General features: G+C 71.3%; 23 protein-coding genes. 11 read left to right on the top strand and 12 right to left on the bottom strand.

Annotation, left to right across the window (positions count from 1 at the left end; genetic code table 11):
• The first annotated feature begins 131 nt into the window (after positions 1-131).
• Complete coding sequence (locus tag ADX84_RS02780) at positions 132-1016, top strand: sulfotransferase (protein WP_049566933.1); 885 nt, start codon at positions 132-134, stop codon at positions 1014-1016.
• Here the strand turns inward: ADX84_RS02780 and ADX84_RS02775 are convergent.
• On the bottom strand, positions 1013-1603 hold the full coding sequence (locus ADX84_RS02775) for a TetR/AcrR family transcriptional regulator (protein ID WP_049566930.1): 591 nt from the start codon (positions 1601-1603) through the stop codon (positions 1013-1015). The genes ADX84_RS02780 and ADX84_RS02775 overlap by 4 nt on opposite strands.
• A 64-nt stretch (positions 1604-1667) precedes the next feature.
• On the opposite strand from ADX84_RS02775, the gene ADX84_RS02770 reads away from it, so the two are divergent.
• Positions 1668-2573, top strand: coding sequence for a DMT family transporter (locus tag ADX84_RS02770; protein WP_049566926.1), 906 nt, complete (start codon positions 1668-1670; stop codon positions 2571-2573).
• 57 nt (positions 2574-2630) lie between these two features.
• On the opposite strand, the gene ADX84_RS02765 is transcribed toward ADX84_RS02770, so the two are convergent.
• The gene (locus tag ADX84_RS02765) at positions 2631-3164 is read right to left on the bottom strand and encodes a RidA family protein (protein ID WP_049566923.1); all 534 of its coding nucleotides are present in this window, start codon (positions 3162-3164) and stop codon (positions 2631-2633) included.
• A gap of 82 nt (positions 3165-3246) precedes the next feature.
• Here ADX84_RS02765 and ADX84_RS26230 point away from each other — a divergent pair, with 82 nt between their 5' ends.
• A complete protein-coding gene (locus ADX84_RS26230; RefSeq protein WP_017544712.1) occupies positions 3247-3402 on the top strand; it encodes a hypothetical protein in 156 nt (51 codons plus the stop codon).
• A gap of 48 nt (positions 3403-3450) precedes the next feature.
• Here the strand turns inward: ADX84_RS26230 and ADX84_RS02760 are convergent, their stop codons facing one another.
• Positions 3451-4278, bottom strand: coding sequence for an aldo/keto reductase (locus tag ADX84_RS02760; protein WP_082206265.1), 828 nt, complete (start codon positions 4276-4278; stop codon positions 3451-3453).
• A gap of 306 nt (positions 4279-4584) precedes the next feature.
• Between ADX84_RS02760 and ADX84_RS02755 the strand changes: the two genes are divergently transcribed.
• The 5 genes from ADX84_RS02755 (at position 4585) to ADX84_RS02735 (ending at position 10011) form a co-directional block, all read left to right on the top strand.
• The gene (locus ADX84_RS02755) at positions 4585-5748 is read left to right on the top strand and encodes a CdaR family transcriptional regulator (RefSeq protein WP_049566917.1); all 1164 of its coding nucleotides are present in this window, start codon (positions 4585-4587) and stop codon (positions 5746-5748) included.
• Between the two features lie 123 nt (positions 5749-5871).
• Positions 5872-7086 carry a cytochrome P450 gene (locus ADX84_RS02750; RefSeq protein ID WP_049566914.1) on the top strand — a complete coding sequence of 405 codons (1215 nt, stop codon included), beginning with the start codon at positions 5872-5874 and terminating at the stop codon, positions 7084-7086.
• 114 nt (positions 7087-7200) lie between these two features.
• Complete coding sequence (locus ADX84_RS02745) at positions 7201-7797, top strand: Dps family protein (RefSeq protein ID WP_049566911.1); 597 nt, start codon at positions 7201-7203, stop codon at positions 7795-7797.
• Between the two features lie 217 nt (positions 7798-8014).
• A complete protein-coding gene (locus ADX84_RS02740; RefSeq protein ID WP_049566909.1) occupies positions 8015-9175 on the top strand; it encodes an iron-containing alcohol dehydrogenase in 1161 nt (386 codons plus the stop codon).
• A 47-nt stretch (positions 9176-9222) separates the two neighbouring features.
• A complete protein-coding gene (locus ADX84_RS02735) occupies positions 9223-10011 on the top strand; it encodes a sulfite exporter TauE/SafE family protein (protein WP_049566905.1) in 789 nt (262 codons plus the stop codon).
• Positions 10012-10089: 78 nt separating this feature from the next.
• Here the strand turns inward: ADX84_RS02735 and ADX84_RS02730 are convergent, their stop codons facing one another.
• From ADX84_RS02730 to ADX84_RS02710, 5 genes are all read right to left on the bottom strand, one after another.
• A complete protein-coding gene (locus tag ADX84_RS02730) occupies positions 10090-10962 on the bottom strand; it encodes an ABC transporter permease (protein ID WP_049566901.1) in 873 nt (290 codons plus the stop codon).
• The gene (locus tag ADX84_RS02725) at positions 10955-11725 is read right to left on the bottom strand and encodes an ABC transporter ATP-binding protein (protein ID WP_049566898.1); all 771 of its coding nucleotides are present in this window, start codon (positions 11723-11725) and stop codon (positions 10955-10957) included. Before ADX84_RS02725 ends, ADX84_RS02730 begins: the two co-directional genes overlap by 8 nt.
• A gap of 8 nt (positions 11726-11733) precedes the next feature.
• Positions 11734-12783 (bottom strand): ABC transporter substrate-binding protein, encoded by a 1050-nt coding sequence (locus ADX84_RS02720; protein ID WP_049566895.1) that lies wholly within the window; start codon positions 12781-12783, stop codon positions 11734-11736.
• A 136-nt stretch (positions 12784-12919) separates the two neighbouring features.
• Positions 12920-13969: an ABC transporter substrate-binding protein gene (locus ADX84_RS02715; RefSeq protein WP_049566892.1), complete on the bottom strand. Its 1050-nt coding sequence runs from the start codon at positions 13967-13969 to the stop codon at positions 12920-12922.
• A gap of 253 nt (positions 13970-14222) precedes the next feature.
• Positions 14223-15089 (bottom strand): MetQ/NlpA family ABC transporter substrate-binding protein, encoded by an 867-nt coding sequence (locus ADX84_RS02710; protein WP_049566888.1) that lies wholly within the window; start codon positions 15087-15089, stop codon positions 14223-14225.
• Between the two features lie 239 nt (positions 15090-15328).
• On the opposite strand from ADX84_RS02710, the gene ADX84_RS02705 reads away from it, so the two are divergent.
• Positions 15329-15871, top strand: coding sequence for a winged helix-turn-helix domain-containing protein (locus ADX84_RS02705; RefSeq protein WP_049566885.1), 543 nt, complete (start codon positions 15329-15331; stop codon positions 15869-15871).
• 147 nt (positions 15872-16018) lie between these two features.
• On the opposite strand, the gene ADX84_RS02700 is transcribed toward ADX84_RS02705, so the two are convergent.
• From ADX84_RS02700 to ADX84_RS02690, 4 genes are all read right to left on the bottom strand, one after another.
• Positions 16019-17275 (bottom strand): YeiH family protein, encoded by a 1257-nt coding sequence (locus tag ADX84_RS02700; RefSeq protein ID WP_049566882.1) that lies wholly within the window; start codon positions 17273-17275, stop codon positions 16019-16021.
• Complete coding sequence (locus ADX84_RS26225; RefSeq protein ID WP_199776454.1) at positions 17272-17418, bottom strand: hypothetical protein; 147 nt, start codon at positions 17416-17418, stop codon at positions 17272-17274. Before ADX84_RS26225 ends, ADX84_RS02700 begins: the two co-directional genes overlap by 4 nt.
• 188 nt (positions 17419-17606) lie before the next feature.
• On the bottom strand, positions 17607-18017 hold the full coding sequence (locus tag ADX84_RS02695; RefSeq protein ID WP_049566879.1) for a rhodanese-like domain-containing protein: 411 nt from the start codon (positions 18015-18017) through the stop codon (positions 17607-17609).
• Entirely contained in the window at positions 18014-18556 is a 543-nt protein-coding gene (locus tag ADX84_RS02690; protein ID WP_049566876.1) for a cysteine dioxygenase family protein, read from the bottom strand. Before ADX84_RS02690 ends, ADX84_RS02695 begins: the two co-directional genes overlap by 4 nt.
• Before the next feature lie 600 nt (positions 18557-19156).
• Here ADX84_RS02690 and ADX84_RS02685 point away from each other — a divergent pair.
• Both ADX84_RS02685 and ADX84_RS02680 read left to right on the top strand, forming a co-directional pair.
• Entirely contained in the window at positions 19157-20413 is a 1257-nt protein-coding gene (locus tag ADX84_RS02685) for an SfnB family sulfur acquisition oxidoreductase (RefSeq protein ID WP_049566872.1), read from the top strand.
• 27 nt (positions 20414-20440) lie between these two features.
• On the top strand, positions 20441-21584 hold a 1144-nt coding region (locus ADX84_RS02680; protein ID WP_049566869.1), incomplete at its 3' end, for an LLM class flavin-dependent oxidoreductase.

Genomic DNA, 21584 nt, shown 5'->3' with positions numbered 1-21584 from the left:
CGGTCTTGGCCCAGCACGGCGCTTTCTGGACCGATCCTGCCCTTAACCTCGGGGAACGTGTGGGGCGGGTGCCGCCAGGCCCCGACCGATGCACACGAGAAGGGCAAAGGGTGCAAAAATACGACACAATCATGAAGCAGCCCTCCTACATCCTCGTGGTCAACGGGACCAAGGTGGAGCGCCCGGTGTTCGTGCTCGGTGCCCCCCACTCCGGGGTTCCGGTGATCGCCCACGCCCTGGCCCGCGCGCCCGGCTTCCATCTCGGTGCCGGTTCCTCGGGCGTGCTCAACGCCGTCTACGCCGTGGCCAGGCGCCCCTCCCTCGCTCAGGAGAAGGTGTCCGGAACCGCGAGCCTGCTGCGCGAGGCCTACGCCGAGACCTGGCAGCTCACCCCCCTGACCTGTCCCAGATGCCCGGGCCCCGGTGCCCGGGTGCCCGCCAACGCCTCCGCCGAACCGTGCGAGCACAGCGCCGCCGCCCTCCGCTACGGTGACGCCAGCCCCGACCTCCTGTACTCGGCGAGTGCCCTGTACGCCGCGTTCCCCGACGCGCGCTTCGTCCAGATCATCCGCGACGGCCGTGACGTTGTGGCGGACATGATGGAGGACGAGCGCTCGCTGGCCTGGCTCAAGCCCAGTTTCATGAAGCTGGACCACGAGTTCCCCAACCACTTCTTCGGCCTGGAGGAGGAGTCGGACCTGGACGACTTCACCGAGGGTTCGGTGGCGACCAAGTGCGCGATGCGCTGGCGGGGCGCGGTGCGCATGTCCGCGAGGCTGCGCCAGGAGATCGGCCCGGAACAGCTGATGACCCTGCGCTACGAGGACGTGCACGGCCAGGAGATCGAGACCTCCGAAAGGCTCCTGGACTTCACCGGCGCCCGGGTCTCGGCCAGTGAGCTGCTGACCGACCACTCCTGGGGCGTGGGCTCGTGGCGGGAGCGGCTGACCCGCAAGGACCACGGTGACGTGCACGAGGTGGCGCGTCACGAACTGTCCAGGCTGGGCTACCTCTAGGCGCCCACCCCGTTCGTGGTGAGCAGGGTGTCGGCGGCCGCGCGCGCGGTCAGGGCGGCGTCGGCGACGCCGGTGACGTTGCGCGCGACGACGGCGCCCTCGTGGAGCATCGCCAGGACCTCGCCCAGTGCCTCGGGGCCGGTGGCTCCGCCCTCACGGGCGAGGTCGGTGTACAGGTCGCGCAGCCACCGCTTCTGTTCCTCGGCCACGGTGCGGCCGGGGTGTTCGGGGTCGGAGAGCTCGGCGTAGGCGTTGACCATGGCGCAGCCGCGCTGGTTCTCCTGCCGCATCCACGCGTCCAGGGCCTCGAAGGTCGCCCCGATCCGGGCACGCGGGGAGGCGGCGGGGTCCATGTGGGTGTCGAGGAAGTCGCGCCAACGGGTGTCCCGTGCCCGCAGGTAGGCCACGACCAGCCGCTGTTTGGAGCCGAACCGGTCGTAGATGGTCTTCTTGGTGACCCCGGCGCGTTCGGCGACCAGTTCCATGCCCACCGTGTTGATCCCCCGCGTGTAGAAGAGGTCGGTCGCCACGTCCAGGACGCGGCGAGCGGCGGGGGTCAGCCGCGGTTCCCGGGTGATGCCGGCCATGATGCGCTCCTTCGGTCGGTGACTACATTGTGAGTATACCGACCGGTGTGTTTACCTCTGCGGCATGGACGTCATGACCTCACGCACACGGACCCGCTCGACCGCCCGACCCCTGATCCCCTTCCTGCTGGCCTCGGGGCTGGTCGTGATGTGGAGTTCGGGGTTCGTCGGGGCCGAACTGGGCACCCGGCAGGCCCCGGCGACCACCCTCCTCGCGTGGAGGTTCCTCGTCGTGGGCGGCTTGCTCGTGGCCTGGTGCCTGTGGCGCGGGGCCCGGATGCGCGGCCGGGACATGGCACTGCACGCGGTGCTCGGGCTCCTGGCCCAGGCCGGGTACCTGTACGGGGTGGTGGCGGCCGCCGAAGCCGGGGTGGCCACCGGGACGAGCGCGCTCGTCGCCGCCCTCCAACCCATGGTGGCCACCGCGCTCGCCGTCCCCCTGCTCGGTGAGCGGGTGCGCGGGCGCCAGGTCGTCGGATTGGCGGTGGGCCTGGTCGGTGTGGGCATGGTGGTGGGTTCGGACCTGCTCCAGGCCGGGTCCGCCCCTTGGTGGGCGTACGCGCTCCCGTTCGGCGCCATGCTCTCGTTGGTGGCCGCCACCCTCGTGGAGCGCAGATCGCGTCCCGGCGGGAGCGTGGTGGAGGCACTGGCCGTGCAGTGCGCGGTGAGCGCGATCCTGTTCACCGGGCTCGCCGCCTCGACGGGCACCCTGGCCCCGCCCATGACGGCGGGGTTCTGGGCCGCGGTGGCGTGGGTGGTCGTTCTGTCCACGCTGGGCGGCTACGGGCTGTACTGGATCAACCTGGCACGAACCAGCGTGGCGCGGGTGTCCGCGCTGCTCTACCTGACCCCGCCCACCACGCTCGTGTGGACGTGGTTGATGTTCGGCGACCCGGTGGGCGCGGGCGCGCTGGCCGGGATGGCGGTGTGTGTGGTGGCGGTGCTCCTGGTGCGCTCCCACGAGCGCTGAGCGCCAGCGCGGTGCCCCGACCGTCCCCGGCCGGGGCACCGCGCCCACCCGCCGTGATCAGGGCCGCGTGTCCCGGGAGAACTCCCCGGGTTCCGCGGTCGCCGGGGCGTCCGCGAAGGGGTCGTCGACCTCCTCCACGAGTTCGCGGGGACGCCCCTCGTCCAACTCCGCGCCGTCACGCGAGTCCGGGACCACCGCCACGCACTCCAGCTCGATCTGGGCCCCCTCCTCCAGCAACTCGGTGACGCCCAGGACCGCCATCGGCGGGTAGTAGCGACCCATGTGGCGGCGGTAGATCGATCCCAGTGCCTTGAGGTTGACCCGGTAGACGCCCACCGAGGTGGTGTAGACGCGCATGCTCACCACGTGAGCGGGTTCGGCCCCCGCCGTTCTCAGCGCCTCCACCACGTTGGCGAGCGCGTGGTCGAACTGCTGTACCAGTGAGTCACCGGTCAGTACCCCGTCGGAACGCAGGGCCATCTGTCCGCCCACGTACACCGTGCGGCCCGGGGCCACCACGAGGGCGTGTGAATAGCCCACGGGGTCGGGAAGGGAGAGCGGGTTGATGATCTCGTGCGGTGTCTGGTCCATCGGCGGACCCTCCGTCTCGCTCGGCACGCACCCGGGACTCCCCCGGTGAGAGCGTCGTCCGACATGCGGCTATCATGACCGCATGATCACTTCCGTGCTGTCCGTCCTGGCCCTGACCGCAGTGGTCGGGCTCTTCCTCGCGATCTTCGTCGGCGGTGGCGTGTACGTCGCCCGTGTGCGCCGCGACGGCATCGAGGCCACCCTGTCCGGCGCCCGCAGGCTCCGCGAGCTCCGCTAGGCGACGCCGCGAGCCGCGCCGCCCCCGGTCACCGGTCGGCCGCGCGGCTCAGTCTCCGTCGAAGCTGTCCGGGTCGGGGCCGAACCGGTGCTCCTGGTCGAGACCGTCGATCCGGGCCATGTCCTCGTCCGAGAGCTCGAAGTCGAAGATCTCGAAGTTGGCGCGGATGCGCTCCGGCGTCACCGACTTCGGGATGACCACGTTGCCCAACTGGACGTGCCACCGCAGAAGCACCTGCGCCGGGGTCCGTTCGATTTCCTCGGCGATCCGCGTGATCAGCGGGTGGCGGAGGAGTTCGCCCTGCCCGAGCGGGCTCCAGGCCTCCGTGGCGATGTTGTGGGCGGAGTCGAAGGCCCGCATCTCCCCCTGGGAGAGCAGCGGGTGCAGTTCGATCTGGTTGACCATGGGGGCGATCCCGCCCTCCTTCATGACCCGCTCCAGGTGCGTGCGCTTGAAGTTGCACACGCCGATGGCGCGGGCGCGGCCCTCCGCGTACAGGCGCTCCAGCGCCTTCCAGGTGGGCACGTAGAGGTCGCGCTCGGGCAGCGGCCAGTGGATGAGGTAGAGATCCACCATGTCCAGGCCGAGCCGCTCCAGGCTGGCGTCGAAGGCGCGCAGAGCGGAGTCGTAGCCGTGGTCGGCGTTGGCGAGCTTGGTGGTGACGAACAGGTCCTCCCGCTGGAGCCCCGACCGGCGCAGCGCCTCGCCCACCCCCTCCTCGTTGCCGTACGCGGCGGCGGTGTCGATACTGCGGTAGCCCGCCGCGAGGGCGTGTGAGACCGCCTCGCCCACGGCGTCGTCGGGCACCTGCCACACGCCGAAACCCAGCTGCGGCATTTGCAGCCCGTTGTTCAGCGCGATGCCGGGAACCGTCATCGTCCTCATCCCCCGTCTTCCCCGTCCGGCCCGGCCGTTCTCCCGGCCGACCGGTGTGCCCGGCGCGCCCGGCACGCCGACGCTCGGTGTTGGACTCGTGCTCTATACCGGGCCTGTGTGCGCATACTGCCATGTCAGCGGGGGTCGACCTCTGAGGCTGCGCCGCACATGTGCACGGTTTTTACCCGGATGGCCGGTCTCGGCGTGCGCCGGATGTGGCGATAGGCTGCCCGCCCGCCCGGAGGACGAGGTGTCGCGCTCGGCGCGGTCCCGCCGGAGGATCGTCGGCGCGGGACGAGGAGGGGCATGGGCCGCGAGGAACGCGTACGGGTCAGCGCTGAGCTGGAGCGAGACCGGGCCGGGCTGGTGGAGCGGATCGTCGCCGAGGTCCACACGGAGGTGCCCGCCTACCGAGCGCTGCACGGATCCCAGCTGGCGGAGGTGCGGGCCATCACCGGCTGGTTGGTCGCCCGGTCCCTGGAGCTGTGGGTGCGCGGGGACCGTCGCCTGCCTCCGGAGGACGTGGAGCGGCTCCGTGGGATCGGCCGGGCACGGGCCGCAGACGGCCGTTCGATCGGTGCCGTGGTGCGGGCGCACCGGGTCGGATCGGCCGCCGCCGCGCGGTTGCTGCGCGATCAGGCGGGCGACAGGCTCGACGCCGCCGACGTGTTCGCTCTGAGCGAACTGTGGCTGGCCTCCCTCGACCAGATCTCCGAGAGCCTGGAGACGGGGCACGCCGAGGCCGCCGAACGGCTGGACGCGGATCGGGAACGTGCCCGGCGCGCGCTCCTCGACGACCTGCTGATCGGCCGCCAGGCGTCCCGGGGTGCCATCCGGGACCGGGCGCGGACCCTGGGCATCGCCCCGCCCGACCCGGCGGTGCTGGTGGTCGCCGAACCCGTGCGCGCCGAGGACGTCACGGTGGCTGTGGGGATGGAGCTGGTCGCGGAGGCCTCACCGGCAGGAGCCGACGCCCTGGTGACCACGCGTTCGGGCCGGGTGGTCGTCCTGGCCGCGCCCGAGGACGCCGAGCGGATCACCCGGACCGTACTGGCGCGGGGATGGCGGGGCTGCGCCCTGGATCCGCGCGGACTGGCGGACCTGTCCGCCGCGTACCGGCTGGCCGACGGCGCCGTGGAGACCGCTCCCCCACACGCCTTCGGCTCGCACGACCTGCTGCGCGACTCCGACGCGTGTGTGCTGTCCCTGCTCAACGGTGGCGGGGTAGCGCCGTCGACGGTGCGCCACGTGGTTCTGGGCCCGTTGCTGACCCACGACCACCGCCACCTGCTGGACACACTGCACGCCTACTTCCGTGCGGGCGCGGCCACCACGGCGGCGGAGTCGCTGCACGTCCACGCCCAGACCCTGCGGTACCGGCTGCGGCGCGTCCGCGAACTGACCGGCCACGACCCCCACCGCCCCTGGCCGAGGTTCGTCCTGGAGACCGCCTGCGCGGTGGCACCCTGAGCCCGTTCCCGGCGGCGCCACGGGGGTTCCGAGGCGCGGCGCCCCCGTACTCCGCAACCGCGACACGGCGCCTCCCGGGTGGGTAGGAAACGGGAGAACCGCATCCCTGTGGAGAGGCCGACGATGACCCGCACACCCCCCGCACTGCACGGACCCGAGTTCGAGGCGGACCCGCACCCGGCCTACCGCTGGCTGCGCGACCACGCGCCCGTCCACCGGATCGACTTGCCCGGTGGCGCCTGGGCCTGGCTGGTGACCCGGTACGACGACGCCCGGTCGGTGCTGGCCGACCCGAACATGCTCAAGGACCCCGGGCGCGCCAACGCGACCTGGTACCGGGCCGGGCTGGGGCTGCCCTTCGACCACCGTCCCAGCCTCGTGCGCAGCATGGTCAACGTGGACGCTCCCGACCACTCCCGACTCCGGAAGGTGACCAGTGGGGCGTTCACCCCCCGCCGGGTCAGGTCCCTGCGGGAGAGCGCCGAGCGGATCACCGGTGAGCTCCTGGACGCACTGACGAAGGAGGAGGCACCGGACCTGGTGCGCGACCTGGCCTACCCCCTTCCGATCGCGATCATCTGCGACATCCTCGGGGTGCCGGAGGAGGACCGGGCCGAGTTCCACCGGCAGGCGGCGGTGATCGACTCCTCCTCCCCGGACGAGTACGAGGCGATCGGCGCGGCCACCGACTGGTTCGACGCCTATCTTGACGGGCTGGTGGCGGCGCGGCTGCGCGAGCCCTCCGACGACCTCCTGGGTGACCTGGTGGAGGCCCACCGGTCCGGTGAACTCTCCCGTCACGAGGTGACCTCGACGGCGTTCCTGCTGCTGGTGGCGGGGCACGAGACCACGGTCGCGCTGATCGGCAACATGCTCCTGCTCCTGCTGCGCGACCCCGAGGAGATGGCGCGTCTGCGCGCCGACCACGAACTCGTGGGCCCGGCGATCGAGGAGTCGCTGCGGCTCGAGAGCCCGTTGCAGAACGCGACCTGGCGCTTCCCGGGTGAGCCGACGACCGTGGGCGGGGTTCGCCTGGAGGCCGGGGAACCGGTGCTGGTGTCACTGCTGGCCGCCGGGCGCGACCCGCGGCGCTACGAGGACCCGGACGTCTTCGACCCCCGGCGCGGGGCCTCACACCTGTCCTTCGGACACGGGGCCCACTTCTGCGTGGGCGCGCAGCTGGCCCGTGTGGAGGCGCGGGTGGCCGTCACCGCGGTCCTGGAGAGGCTCCCGGGCCTGCGTCTGGCCGTGGACGAGGACGAGCTGCGGTGGTGGCCGAGCATGATCATGCACGGGCTGTTCGCGCTCCCCGTCGCGTTCGACCGGGACAACTCCTGAATCCTTGCCCTGACATGGCGTGCGTTTTCTCTCCCGACAACGGTCGGTGACCAAGACTGGCTGGCGGAGCTCTTCTGTTCCACGCAGCACACCGACCCGGAGGGGGAACCCGTAGTGACCACCGCCGACCAGAGTTCGAGCCAGACACCCAAGCCGCGCAGCAGCCAGCCGTGGCTTCACCAGAGGGGTGAGGAGATCCAGCAGTTCGGGACGGTCCGTCAGCTACCGGTCGGTCTGTCCTACGACACGCGCATGTACTCGTGTCAGCGGCTCAACCAGGTGCTGAGCGACCTCCGCATCCTGCACGACATGTACAAGAAGCACCACTGGCTGATGCGCGGGCACACCTTCTACCAGCTGCACCTGCTGATGGACAAGCACGCCGAGGAGCAGACGGCGCTGATCGACACCGTCGCGGAGCGCATCCAGACCCTGGGCGGGGTCGCGGTGGGCGACCCGAGGCACGTCGCGGAGCTGACCAGTATCCCGCGCCCGCCGAACGGGGTCGAGGAGGTCCCGGCGATGCTCTCCAGGCTGCTGGAGGCACACGAGGCCGTCCTGGATGACTGCCACGACGCCGCGGCACGCGTGCAGGAGATGGGCGACGACGGCACCAACGACGTCCTGGTCTCCGACGTCATCCGCACCAACGAGCTGGAGGCCTGGTTCGTGGCCGAGCACCTGGTGGACACGCCGCTCGTGCACACCTGACCGGACCAGCGCCGTCGAACACCTGCCGGAGGGCCGGGCCTGGCGCCCGGCCCTCCGCCCACTCGGGGACCGTGCGTCACCGAGGCGGTACGAAATCGGTACGGCGCGGGAGGAGTCGAATCGGAGAGCGGGGTAGGTACCGGGCGGCGAGCCGTGGCCCCGGCACCCCGGGGGGCGCCGCCGGTGCCCGTACTCCCGTCCCCCGGAGGTACCCCGAGTGTCCGCTTCCATCGTCCTGCCCCAGGTCATCCGCGTGGGCGCGGGGTCCTCGGCCGAACTGGCCGGGACCCTGGACTCCCTCGGACTGTCCCGTCCGCTCCTGGTGACCGACCCCTTCATCGCGGAGCAGCCGTTCTTCCACCGACTCCTGGCCGGCCTCAAGGAGTCCGGCCTCTCCCCGAGGGTGTTCGCCGACACCGTTCCCGACCCCACGACCGCCGTGGTGGAGGAGGGGGTGCGGACGCTTCGGGAGGGCGGCTTCGACTCCCTGGTCGGTGTGGGCGGTGGCAGCCCCATCGACACTGCCAAGGCGGTGGCCCTGCTGGGCGCGCACGGCGGGCGGATGCGCGACTACCGGGCGCCGGTGGTCACCGACGCCCTCGCTCTGCCGGTGGTGGCGGTGCCGACCACGGCGGGCAGCGGTTCGGAGTGCACGCGCCACAGCATCATCACCGACTCCGAGTCCGGGGAGAAGATGCTCTGCTCTGGCTTGGCGATGCTGCCCCGAGCCGCGCTGGTGGACTTCGAACTCACGCTGGGCATGCCCCGGCGACTGACCGCCGACACCGGGGTGGACGCCCTGACCCACGCGATCGAGGCGTACGTGAGTGCCCGGGCCAACCCGGTCTCGGACGGGTTCGCGCGCGAGGCGATGCGTACGATCTTCACCCACCTGCGGTCCGTCTACGCCGACCCGGACGACCAGGCCGCGAGGGAGGCGGTGATGGTGGGCTCCACCCAGGCGGGGATGGCCTTCTCGAACTCGAGTGTCGCCTTGGTGCACGGGATGAGCCGACCTCTCGGGGCGCACTTCGGGGTGGCCCACGGGTTGTCCAATGCCATGCTCCTGCCCGCGGTCACGGAGTTCTCGGTACCCTCCGCCCCCTCCCGCTACGCCGACTGCGCCCGGGCGATGGGTCTGGCCGCCCCGGACAGCACCGATGGTGAGGCCACCGGCGCCCTGGTGTGGGAGCTTCGCCTGCTGAACCAGGAGCTGGAGGTGCCGACCCCGCGCGAGTACGGGATCGGGGTCGAGCGATGGTGGGAGCTGGCGCCGCTGATGGCCGAGCAGGCGCTGGCCTCCGGATCGCCCGGCAACAATCCGAGGGTGCCCGTCGCCGAGGAGATCGTGGAGCTGTACCACGCGGTGTACGGCTGATCGAGGAACCGACGCCCTTATTCCTACCTTTACAGTAGGGTTTTGGGGTGACTCTGCTCCTCGCCGTCCTGGCCGGTTTCTGCGTCGCCGCCGTCACCACTCCGGTGGGGATCTCCGGCGCCGTGCTGCTCCTGCCCGTCCAGCTCGGCGTGCTGGGCCTGCACGGCCCAGCGGTCAGCGCCACCAACCTGCTCTACAACGTGGTGTCCACCCCGCTCGGACTGAGACGTCTGGCCCTCTCCACCCGCGGCCACGGAACGGCGATGCTGGTCGCCGCGTGCGCCGCGGCGCCCTGCGCGATCGCCGGTGCCGCTGTCCGTGTGACGTGGCTGTCGGACCCGGCGCTCTTCCGCGGCCTGCTCGCCGTGCTCATGCTGTTCATGGGCGCCCGGCTGCTGGTCACGAGGTCGCGACCGGGGCCCGAACCAGCCCAGGCCCGGGTCCGGCGGGGTGGCGCTCCGCTCGCCCTCGCAGCCGGGGGCGCCGCGCTCCTCGGCGCCGCTGTGGGGATCGGCGGGGGGTCGGTCCTGGCCCCGCTGCTGATCGCGGTGGGCGGGTGGCCCACCTCCCGCGCGGCCGTGGTGGGTCTGACCACCACCCTGGTCACATCCGTGGTGGGGCTGGGCGCCTACGCCGTCTTCGACCGGGTGGGTTTCGGCGCCGCCCCCGCCGCCCCCGACTGGGGTGTGGGCCTGGCGCTGGGGATCGGCGGCGCGCTCGGCGCGCTGGTGGGCCTGTCCCTCAGCCGCCGCCTGGGAGAGCAGCCGTTACGAGTCCTGCTCGGCGGGCTGCTGACGCTCACCGGGATCTCCTACCTGGTCGGGCTGTTGGTCTGACGTCGCGTCCCGTGGGCGCGACGCCGAAGGGCCGTGCGCCCTCGCGAACACACGGCCCCTCCCCCTCGGGTTCCCTGGCTACTGGGTGATGCCCCAGCGGCGGCGCAGGGAGCGGTCGGCCCAGCTGAAGAAGACGTCGATCATGATGCCGATGACCAGCACGATGATGATGTAGCTGAGCAGCCGCTCGGCGTCGTTGAGCTGACGGGCCTGGCTCAGCGCCCAGCCGATCGAGTTCTGTTGGTTGATGATGACCAGCAGCTCTCCGGCCATCAGTGAACGCCAGGCGAACGCCCAGCCCTGCTTGAGACCGGTGACGAACATGGGCAGCGCGGCCGGGATGACCAGCAGCGTGTAGCGCTGGACCCCACGCAGACCCATGACCTTGCCCGCCCGCAGCAGGGACGGGGACACGTAGTCGATGCCCGAGGTCAGACCGCCCGCGATCGACGGGGCCGCGCCCAGGATGATCACGAACATGATGGCCGACTCGCTGATGCCGTACAGCAGCATCGCGAACGGGAACCACACGATCGACGGCATGGTCTGGAGGCCCGTGATCAGCGAGCCGATCGCCGTCCGCAACGGCTTGAACTGCGACACCGCCAGCCCGACGACCACGCCCACGGCGAGGGCCAGGGCGAACCCCACGAAGGCGCGCCGCATGGTGACCTGGACGGCGGTCCAGAACTCGGGGCTGGTGACCTCGTTGAACAGGGTGGGAAGCACCCGGTCCGGGCCGGGGAACACGAACTCGGTGCGCCAGCCGGACCACACGACCGCCTGCCAGGCCGCCAGCACGATGACGACCGCGGCCAGCTTGGGCCAGGTCGCGGCCCACACCCCCCGGGCGATCTCACCGGCGCCGCGTTCGTTGACGCCGCGTTGGGGCTGGAGTTCGAGGGCGTCGAGCCCCTGGACCTGTCGGTCCCGCACGTCGGTCTCAGGCATGGCGCGAAACCTCCTCACGCAGTCGGTCGGTGATGGCGGCGGCCTGCTCGGCGATGGGCGCGGAGTCGATCCGGCGGGGGCGTTCGCCGTGCACCGTGAACTCCTCGATGACGCGGCCCGGGCGGCTGGACAGCAGCACGACCCGGTCGCCCAGGCGCACGGCCTCGCGCACGTTGTGGGTGACGAACAGGACGGTCAGCGACTTCTCCTGCCAGATCCGTTCGAGCTCGTCGTGGAGAATGTCCCGGGTCATGGCGTCCAGCGCGCCGAAGGGCTCGTCCATCAGCAGGACGTCGGCGTCCTGGGCCAGGGCGCGGGCCAGGGCCACGCGCTGGCGCATACCCCCGGAGAGCTCGTGGGGGCGCTTGCGTTCGAAGCCGGTCAGGCGGACCAGGTCCAGGAGCTCGGTCACGCGCCTGCGGCGCTCGGCCGTGGGGACCCGGTTCACCTTCATGGGGACCTCGATGTTGGCGCCCACGGTCAGCCACGGGAAGAGCGCGGCCTCCTGGAACATCATGGCCACTCGGTGGTCTCCGACGTCCACGGAACCCGTGGTGGGTTCCTCCAGGCCGGCGACCAGCGACAGCAGGGTGCTCTTGCCGCAGCCGGAGGCCCCGACGATGGACAGGAACTCTCCGGTGCCGACGTGGATCGACATGCCGTCGACGGCGGTCACGGCGCCCCTGCCCCGGCCGAAGACCTTGGAGATGGAATCGATCTCCACGGCGTTCGTCCCGGTCCTGGGTTCGGTGATGGCGGTCATTGGTGCCCTTACCCTTCCAGCCCTGCGACCAGCTCGTGTCCGGCCTCGGCCAGGACGTCGTTGAGCGGGTCGAGGGCGTAGATTCCGTTGAGGTCGACGGGGTCCAGCAGTCCGATGGCCTCGGCCTGCTCCGCCTGGACCAGGAGCGACGGCGCGACCGGGTCGACGGTGAAGGTGACGTTCTCGAAGGCCGCGGTGGTGAGCTCGGGATCGAGTTCGCCTCCGGTGAGCGCCTCCAGGTGCGTCCGGGAGGTCTCGGCGGCCTCCCCCGGGTTGTCGTTGATCCAGTCGACCGACTCCACGTGACCGCGCAGCAGGTCGGCGACCGCGTCGGGGTCGTTCGCCAGGAACTCGGCGCTGACGACGAGGAGCGTGGTGACGTACTGTCCGCCGGTCCCCTCCCACAGGTCGGGTTCGTCGACGAGCAGGTGGGCGTCGTCCTCGGCCAGGACCCGGCTCAGGTGGGGTTCGGGGATCCATGCGCCGTCGATCTCGCCGAGCCGGAAGGCGTCGACGGTGTCGGGGTTGTCCTGGGGGATGATCGAGAGGTCGCCACCGCCCGCCGTGTCGACCTCCCAGCCCTGCTCCTGGGCGAACCAGCGCAGCGCCACGTCCTGGGTACCACCGAGCATCGGTGTGGAGAAGGTGTGTCCGGGCAGGTCGGCGACGGTCTCGATGTCGTCGCGGACCACCAGGCCGGTGCCCTGGGTGGCGGCTCCGGCGATGACGTGCAGGGCCTCGCCCTCGGATTGCGACCAGCCGTTGACGGCGGGGTTGGGGCCGAGGAAGGCCGCGTCGATCTCCCCGGAGAAGACGGCGTTGACCGCGTCGGGACCGTTGTGGAAGGTCTGGGTGGCGAACTCGACCTCGCCCAGGGCCTCGTCGAGGATGCCCCGTTCCACACCCACGAGCGCGGGGGCGTGGGTGATGTTCGGGAAATAGCCGAGGGTCAGGGTGTCGGCGGCGCCACCGTCCCCCTCGCCCCCGCACGCGGTGGCGACCAGCCCCAAGGCCAGGGCGGCCGCGGTGGTTCTCAGCGGGGTCGGGGAAACGCGCATCTCAGGGGTCCTTGTCGGTGTCTGCGGAGGGACGGGGAAAACTCTACTTAATAAGTAGGTTTTGTGAAAGCACCGGGGCGGTGTGAGCCGGGGTGGCGGCCCCGTCCGAGCCCGCCACCCCTCGACCGCCGGGCGGCTACAGCCCGGCGACCTGCTCACGGGACCCCTCGTCGAGCAGCCTGTTGAGCGGGTCCAGGGCGTAGATGCCCTCCAGGTCGACCGGGTCCAGCAGACCCACGGCCTCGGCGTGCTCGGCGCCGCCCCGGAGCGAGGGGGCGATCGGGTCGACGGTGAAGACCGTGTTCTCGAAGGCCGAGGCGACCACCTCGGGACTGGGGCCGCTTCCGGAGACCGCTCCCAGGTGCGCGATGGCGGCCTCCTGCGCCTCCTCGGAGTTGTCGTTGATCCAGTCGACGGTCTCGATGTGGCCGCGCAGCAGGTCCTCCACCACGTCGGGGTGGGAGTCCAGGAAGTCGGCGCTGACGATCAGGTGTGTGGTGACGAAGTCGCCGCCGGTCTCCTCCCAGAGGTCCGCCTCGTCCACCAGCAGCTCTCCGTCGAGCTCCACCAGCAGGCGGCTCAGGTGGGGTTCGGGCACCCAGGCCCCGTCGATCTCCCCGAGCTCGAAGGCGTTGATGATGTCCGAGTTGTCCTGCGGGATGATCGAGAGGTCGCCGCCTCCCTCGGTGTCGGCCTCCCAGCCCTGCTCCTGGGCGAACCAGCGCAGCGCCACGTCCTGCGTGTTGGCCAGCTGCGGCGTGGACAGGGTGGTGCCCGGCAGGTCGTCGACGGAGTCGATCCCCGGGCGGACCACCAGGCCCGCGCCACGCGAGGTGGAGCCCGCGATGACGCGCAGGGCGGTGCCGTCCGACTGCGACCACCCGTTGATGGCCGGGTTGGGCCCGATGAAGGTGGCGTCGATCTCCCCGGCGAACAGCGCGTTGATGGCGTCCGGGCCCGCGTTGAAGGTCTGGGTGGACAGCTCGACGTCGCCCAGGGCGTCGGCGAAGGTGCCGTTCTCCACGCCGACCAGGGCGGGAGCGTGGGTGATGTTCGGGAAGTAACCGAGGGTCAGGGTGTCGGCGTCACCGCCTCCGTCACCACCCGACCCTCCACAGGCGGTCGCGACCATCCCGATCGCCAGTACCGTGGCGGCGGCCGAAAGCACGGGCTTGCGCAGGCTCATGAGGGTCCCTTTCGGGTGATCAGAGGGGCGAACGGGCCAAACTCTACTTAATAAGTAGGTTTTGTGGAATAGGAGGCGCAAAGGTTTCCTATGACTCAGGACACTTTACCCACGTTCGATCACGGAAAGTGATCAACCCGCCACCCACCAGCGGGAACGTGCAAGGGGCGGTGGAGGCCCGAGGGGCTCCACCGCCCCGAGGGGGTGAAGGCGCGCGCCCGTCGGGCACGCCGGACCCGAAGGCCCGTGCACACTACTCCGCGAGGGAACCGTCGGCGTTGACCGGCAGCACCACGCCCTGCCAGGTGTCCCGGACGTACTCCAGGACCCGCTCGTCGTGCAGCAGCTCGGCCAGCAGCTGGACGCGCTCGTCGTCGGTGTTCTCGTCCAGGACCACCAGGCCGTTGGCGTACTTCTCGACGTAGTCGTCGCCCTCGGGCTCCCAGGCCAGGACGTTGGCGTCCTCGGTGACCCCGGCCTCGATGGCGTAGTTGCCGTTGATGACCGCGGCGTCGACGTCGGCGATGGAGCGCGGCAGCTGCGCGGCCTCCAGCGGCGTGATGACCAGGTCCTGCGGGTTGTCGACGACGTCCTTCTCCGTGGCCGTCTCACCGGCGTCGGGGTCCACGGTGATCAGACCCTCGGTCTCCAGGATCGTCAGCGCGCGGTTGAGGTTGGCCGGGTCGTTGGGTACCGCGACCTTGGCTCCCGTGGGCAGATCGTCCACGCCCTCGTAGGTCTCGGAGTAGAGCCCCAACCGCTCGATGTGGACGTCGGTGACGTAGGTCAGTTCCGCGTCGGGGCCGTTCGCGACCCACTCGTTCAGGAACGAGCGGTGCTGGAAGTAGTTGGCGTCCAGGTCACCGTTGACGAGCCCGGCGTTGGGCGTGTTGTAGTCGGCGATCTCGTCGATCTCCAGCTCCAGCCCGGCCTCCTCGGCGAGGTTCTCGTCGATGAAGGCGAGGATGTCACCGTGCGGCACCGGGCTGACACCGACCCGGAGCGGCCCCTGCCCGGACTCGGCGTCGGCGGACCCGGAGTCCTGCTCGCTGGGGGCACCGCAGGCGGCGAGGGTCAGAGCCAGGGCGGACGCGCCGATGAGGGTCGAGGTCGTGCGCATGGTGCACTCCTTCGTGGTCGTGGGACGGAGGATCGCGGGGGGTGTCCGGCGGCGGGGGAACCGACACCGGCAGGCCCGGCACCCTCGTGGGGCGCGGGCGTGTTGGTACCAGAGACTAGACCACCTTGTTGGTAGGAAAAATCCGTTTTGCCCGAGGTCGATCGTGGCCTTCCCCACAGCGTGAAAAATTACCCACTAATCCGGTAGCTTTTGAAGGAAACCGGAAGCATCATGGGTACATGCTCAGCGCACACACCGCACCTCCTCGAGCCGACGACCGCCCCACCCCGACGCGGAGTCACCCGGCCCTGACCGCCGTACACGGACCCGCCGTCTCCCCCGGCGCGGAGACCCCGGAGGGCGAACACTCGCTCCTCGGCCTGCTCCCGCTCCCCGAGAGCGGCCGGTACATGCTGGTGTACGGGGTCGTCGTGGACGAACCGCACCCCGGAGTCCGCCCCGTGCCGGAGGCCGGCGGCGACCTGCTCCTGGACCGGGACTCGCGCCGCGTGTGGGCCCAGGGCACCGAGGTCGAGCTGACCTTCCAGGAGTACGAACTCCTCGAGTGCCTGACCGCCGCCCCCGGCCGCGCGGTCACCCGGGGCGAGCTCATGGAACGGGTCTGGGGCTCCAGCCGCGAACTGCACTCGCGCACCATCGACGTGCACATCCACCGCCTGCGCCGCAAGCTCGGCCGGGCCGGGGGCCGCATCGCGACGGTGCGCAAGGTCGGGTACATCTACCACGGCCCCTCGGCGTCAGTCCCTGAACGGGGGGACTGACCGGCGGGGCCGCCGCGCGGAGTTCTCGGAGAACGCGCGGCGGCCCGCTCCGCTCCCACGCACACGACAGGGGCGCGGCGCCCCCCTCTGGGGAGGCGCCGCGCCCCTCGTCCGGCCGGGCCACCCGGCGGCCCGGAGCCTCCCGGGTCAGAAGGAGAAGTCCCGGAACAGCAGCATCGCCAGCAGCAGACCGACCAGCAGGTTGAACACGGTGGCGGCGCCGAAGACGCCGATCGGACGCCAACCCGCCTCGCGCAGCGAACCGAGCCGGAACTCCAGGCCGATGCTGGTGAAGGCAGCGATGAGGAACCAGTCGCGCAGCGCCTTGGCCGTGTCCAGGCCCGCTTGGGCGTCCTCGGCGGCGTTGTTGGCCCACAGCGTGGCCACCACCGAGGCGACCAGGAAGCCGAGCACGAACTTGGGGAAGCGGTCCCACAGGGTGCGCACCCCGGGACGACGGCCCTCGGCGGCCGTGCCGTCGGCCGCGGCCACCCGGAAGGCGAAGTAGGCGGTGAGCAGGACCGCGACCACGCCCATCAGGACGTTCTGGGTGGCCTTGACAATGGAGGCGATCTGGAGCGCCTCCTCGCCCACGATCGCCCCCGAGGCGGCGACGGCGGCGGTGGTGTCGATGTTGCCGCCGATCCACGCGCCCGCTTGGGCGTCGCTGAGCCCGATCACCTGGACCAGCCAGGGAAGGAGGAAGATCGAGGGCACCGCGAAGAGGATGACCAGGCTCGCCGTGTAGGCCAGCTGCTCCTTCTTCGCCTGCACGGCCCCGGCCGCGGCGATCGCGGCGCTGACACCGCAGATGGAGACCGAGGAGGCCAGTAGGGCGCGCAGGCGGTCGTCGAGGCCGAGTCTGCCGCCCAGCCACCAGGTGAAGAGGAACACCGAGGTGACCAGGACCAGGGCCTGGAGGACGGCCGGTCCGGCGGCGCGGACGATGACGTCGAACAGGACCGTGGAGCCCAGGAGCACCAGACCGGTCTTGATGAGGAACTCGGTCCGGAAGGCCGGTGACAGGCGGTCGAGCAGCCCGGTCAGTGACAGGACCAGGTTCCCGGCGAGGCCGAGGAGGATCGCGTAGACGGGGTACTCGACCGCGCCGGCGAAACCGGACAGCGCGGTGCCCTCGGCGACTTCGGGGACCCAGGACTCCAGGAACCGGGTGGCGGCGGCCAGCGCCAGCACGACGAGCAGGCCGAGCGCGGTCCAGCCCCGGGAGGCGGCTGGAGGCGTGGCGTCCTGGGGGACGCCGGACGCCCCGCCCGTGCCCGGGGCCTCGGCCTCGGTGGTGGCCGGAGCGGCAGTCTCGGTGGTGGCTGGAGCGGCGGCCTCCGGGGGTCCGCCCTTCCCGGAAGCGTCGTCGGAGCCGTGGGGGTCGGTGTTCTCAGCGCTCACGGGATCAGCCCCTCGGGGATCACGCCGAGCAGGCACAGGCCGAGCAGCACGAGACCCGTGAGGGTGGCGGCCCAGTCCTCGCTGATGCTGAACCCGGTCCGTTCGGGGGTGGCGGGTGGTGGTGTGGAGGGTGTTTCACTCATGACGCTTCTCCTCCGGGCGCCTCCGGCGCCCTGGGTCGGGGGAAGGGGAAGGAGGGTGGGACGGGTGGATGGTCGCGGTCCCGGCGACCATTCCTCATTAAACCTACTCATTTAGTATAGATAAAGGACATGCGACGGCACCAGACCCCGGGCGGCGGAGTCAGGGCCGCCCGAGCCGGTGGGTCGGGTCAGGAAGCTGAGACGGAATCGCGTTCCCGCGCGGGTTCGGTCACGGGCAGACCGGCCTCACGCCAGGCTCGGAAGCCGCCGACCAGGTCGGTGGCGCGCGCCAGCCCCAGCTCCTGGAGCTGGACGGCGGCCAGACTGGAGGCGTAGCCCTCGTTGCAGAACAGCACCACGTGCAGGTCCGGCGAGTCGGCCTCGGGCACCCGGTGCGGACTCGTGGGGTCGAGCCGCCACTCCAGGACGTTGCGGTCGATCACCAGGGCACCGGGGATCTCCCCCTCGGCGGCTCGGTTGACGACCGGCCTGGTGTCGACCAGGAGAGCGCCGTCGCGCTGGGCGCGCAGCGCCTCGACCGGAGTGAGCCGCTCCAGGTGCGCGCGCCTGCTGTTCAGGACGCGTTCGATGACGCTCATCGGTCCACCCCTTCGGCGGCGGGCACCGATTCCAGCGTGGGGACGTCGGGTTCGGGGTCGGTGGTGAGGATGCTGCCCGTGCGGCGCAGCGAGTCGTCCTCGGTCACCTCGTAGTAGTGCATGGCCGTCAGCGGCGGCGAGTAGGCGTGCACGCTCACGGCCGGACGGTCCGAAGTGTTGATGACGTCGTGCACGTGGCCGAGCGGGAAGCGACCGCCGCCGCGCTCGGCGAGGATGCGTTCGCGCAGCTCCCCGTCCCAGTAGTGCTCGACCAGTTCGCCGGTGACGACGGTCAGGGCGCCGAGGGAGCCCGCGTGGTCGTGCAGCCGGGTGGACTGGTCGGGCGTCCAGGAGATGAGCCAGACGTCGGTGTAGTCGTCGGCATGGAGGCGGACGGACCAACGGTCCTCGGCGTCGAAGCGGATCTCGTGGATCCCCTGGCGGACCTCCTCGGCGACCTTCGCGGTCAGCTCGGACAGGCGGTCCAGGGTGAGCGGTGTGGGCGCGGCGGCGCGTACTGCGGTGTCGTCGAGGGTCATGGGGCTTCTTGCTTCTCTCCGGGCGGCGTCAGTGGTCGTGCTGGGACGGGGTCACTGACAGCGCTCGTCGAAGGTGAGCGGTCGCCACCAGGGCCGAAGGTGTGGTGATGCGCTGACTGCCATGCTCGCCAGTAAACCATATTCCCTACAGGTTTAGTCGGTAGTAGCGACTCGACACGCGCCTCACCAACCCCAGCAACACCATGCGGAACTCCATCACCATCCACCCTGACCAGCGCTTTTCAGAAATCCCTACTTTATTGGTTGACAAAATCGGGTTACGGCGACCACAGTGGACACCGGGCCGACCGGAATCGCGGAGCCGGTCGGCGAGGACCCGCCGAACCCTCGCGCCGTCCGGGCCACCCCGCCGGACGGACACACGAGCGCGAGGCCGGTCCACGTTCCGGGCCGAGGGGGCTGCCATGCGCGGAGCCGCCCGACCCTCGGCCCGGGACACCACAGGAACCGCCGCGCCACACCGACGATCGGTGTGCCTCACGACCGACCCGGCCCACCCGTGCTTTGATTCCAGGTAATTCCAGTAGGCATTTCGGATTACCGGGCGTGTCGGTCGCGCCCCAGCCCAGGAGGTTCCCCTTGTCCGAGACCATCGCCGGACCCACCCCCGGCACGGCCCCCGACACCGCGCCGGTTCCCGTCCTCACCTCCGCCGCCGAGGCCCTCCGCGTGGCCCGCACCCTCGTCCCCCTGGTCGCGCGCGAGGCCTCCACACGAGACAGGGAACGCTGTCTGCCCCACGACGTGGTCCGCGCGATCTCCCGCTCCGGCCTGCTGGGCGTCACCGTCCCCCGTGACCTCGGCGGCGCGGCTGTGGGCGCCTCCACCGTCGCCGAGGTCCTGCGCCTGCTCGGCACCGCCGACCTGAGCCTGGCCCAGATCCTCCAACCGCACTTCGCGTTCCTCAACGCCCTGCGCCTGCGCGGCGGAACCGAGGCGCGGCGCCGCGTGTACCCCGACGTCCTCGCCGGCGCCCTGGTCAGCAACGCCCAGGCAGAGCGCTCCGGAAGGAACGCGCACACCCACGCCACCCGAATCGAACGTGACGGGCGAGCCTTCCGGATCGACGGGACCAAGTACTACGCCACCGGCTCGCTGTTCGCCGGGTGGCTGGCCGTGGTCGCCCCCGCCTCCACACCCGACGGCCCCCGTCCCCACCTGGCCCTCGTCCCCGCGGACCACCCGGGCGTCCGGATCGAGGACGACTGGGCGGGCATGGGCCAGCGCACCACGGCCAGCGGCACCGTCCACCTGGCCGGTGTGACGGTCTCCCCCGAGCTGGTCCTGGAGCAGTACCGGACCTTCGAGGAGCCCACCACGTACGGAGCCCTCGCCCAGCTCCTGCACGCCGCCATCGACGTCGGTGCGGCGCGCGGCGCGCTGGAGGAGACCTCGGAGTTCGTGCGCACCAAGAGCCGCCCCTGGTTCGAGAGCGGCGTGGACACCGCCACGGAGGACCCCCTGCTCGTACAGCGCTTCGGTGAACTGGAGGTCCAGGTCCGCTCGGCCGAGGCCCTGCTCGTCACCGCCGCCGAACGCGTGGAGGCGGCCGACGCGCTTCTGACCGAGGGCGCCCCCGGCACCGAGGAGGCCACCGCGGAGGCCTCGATAGCGGTCGCCGCCGCCAAGGTCGTCGGCGGCCGGGCCGCCGTGGAGGTCTCCTCCGCCCTGTTCGAGGCGGCGGGCACCCGCGCCACGGCGGACGACGCCAACCTGCACCGCCACTGGCGGGACGCCCGCACCCACACCGTCCACGACCCGGTGCGCTGGAAGGTCCAGCACATCGGCGAGTACTCCCTCAACCGTCGCCGTCCTCCCCGGCACGGACAGATCTAGCACCACGAGAGCAAGGACTGACACCCCATGCCCCTGACCTTCCACTGGTTCCTGCCCACGCAGGGAGACAGCAGAGGCGTCGTCGGCGGAGGTCACGGCGCGGACGTCGTGTCCTCCTCCGCCTGGCGGACGCGCGAACCCTCCCTGGAGTACCTCGGCCAGATCGCGCAGGCCGCCGAACGGCTGGGCTTCGAGGGCGTCCTCACCCCCACCGGTTCGTGGTGCGAGGACGCATGGCTGACCACGGCGATGCTGGTCAGGGACACGCGGCGGCTCAAGTTCCTGGTGGCGTTCCGCCCCGGGCTGCTCTCACCCACCCTGGCCGCGCAGATGGCCAGCACCTACCAGCGGCTCAGCGGGGGTCGCCTGCTGCTCAACGTGGTGACCGGCGGCGAGTCCGCCGAACAGCGCCAGCACGGGGACTTCCTCGACAAGGACGCCCGGTACCGGCGCACCGGCGAGTTCCTGAGCGTGGTGGACGCGCTGTGGCGCGGCCGGACCGTGGACCTCCAGGGAGAGCACGTCACGGTGGAGGGGGCCGTGCTCCAGCGGACGCCCGACCCGCGCCCGCCCGTGTATTTCGGCGGTTCCTCCCCCGCCGCCCTGGAGGTGGCCGCCTCCCACGTGGACACCTACCTGACCTGGGGTGAGCCCCCGGCGGCCGTCGAGGAGAAGATCGGCCGGGTCTGCGCGCTCGCCGCCGAGCGCGGCCGCAGGCTGGAGTACGGGATCAGGTTGCACGTGATCAGCCGCGACACCGAGGCGGAGGCGTGGGCACAGGCCCGGCGTCTGCTCGACGGGCTCTCCCCCGAGACGGTCGCACAGGTGCAGAGCAGTCTGCGCCGGAGCGAGTCCGAGGGTCAGCGGCGGATGCTGGATCTGCACGGCGGCCGCGCCGACGACCTGGAGATCCACCCCCATCTCTGGGCCGGTGTGGGTCTGGCGCGCGGCGGAGCGGGTACGGCTATGGTCGGCAGCCACGAGCAGGTCGCGAACCTGATCGAGGAGTACCACCGGGCGGGCATCGGGGAGTTCGTGCTCTCGGGCTACCCGCACCTCGAGGAGGCGTACTGGTTCGGCGAGGGCGTGCTCCCCCTCCTACGTGAACGCGGCCTGTGGCGGCACCCCGACGGCAGGGAGGCCCCCGACTCCCCCACCCACGTCCCCTTCG

The sequence above is a fragment of the Nocardiopsis sp. SBT366 genome (assembly GCF_001083815.1).
GTDB lineage: Bacteria > Actinomycetota > Actinomycetes > Streptosporangiales > Streptosporangiaceae > Nocardiopsis > Nocardiopsis prasina.
This window is presented reverse-complemented; position numbering and strand designations above follow the sequence as displayed.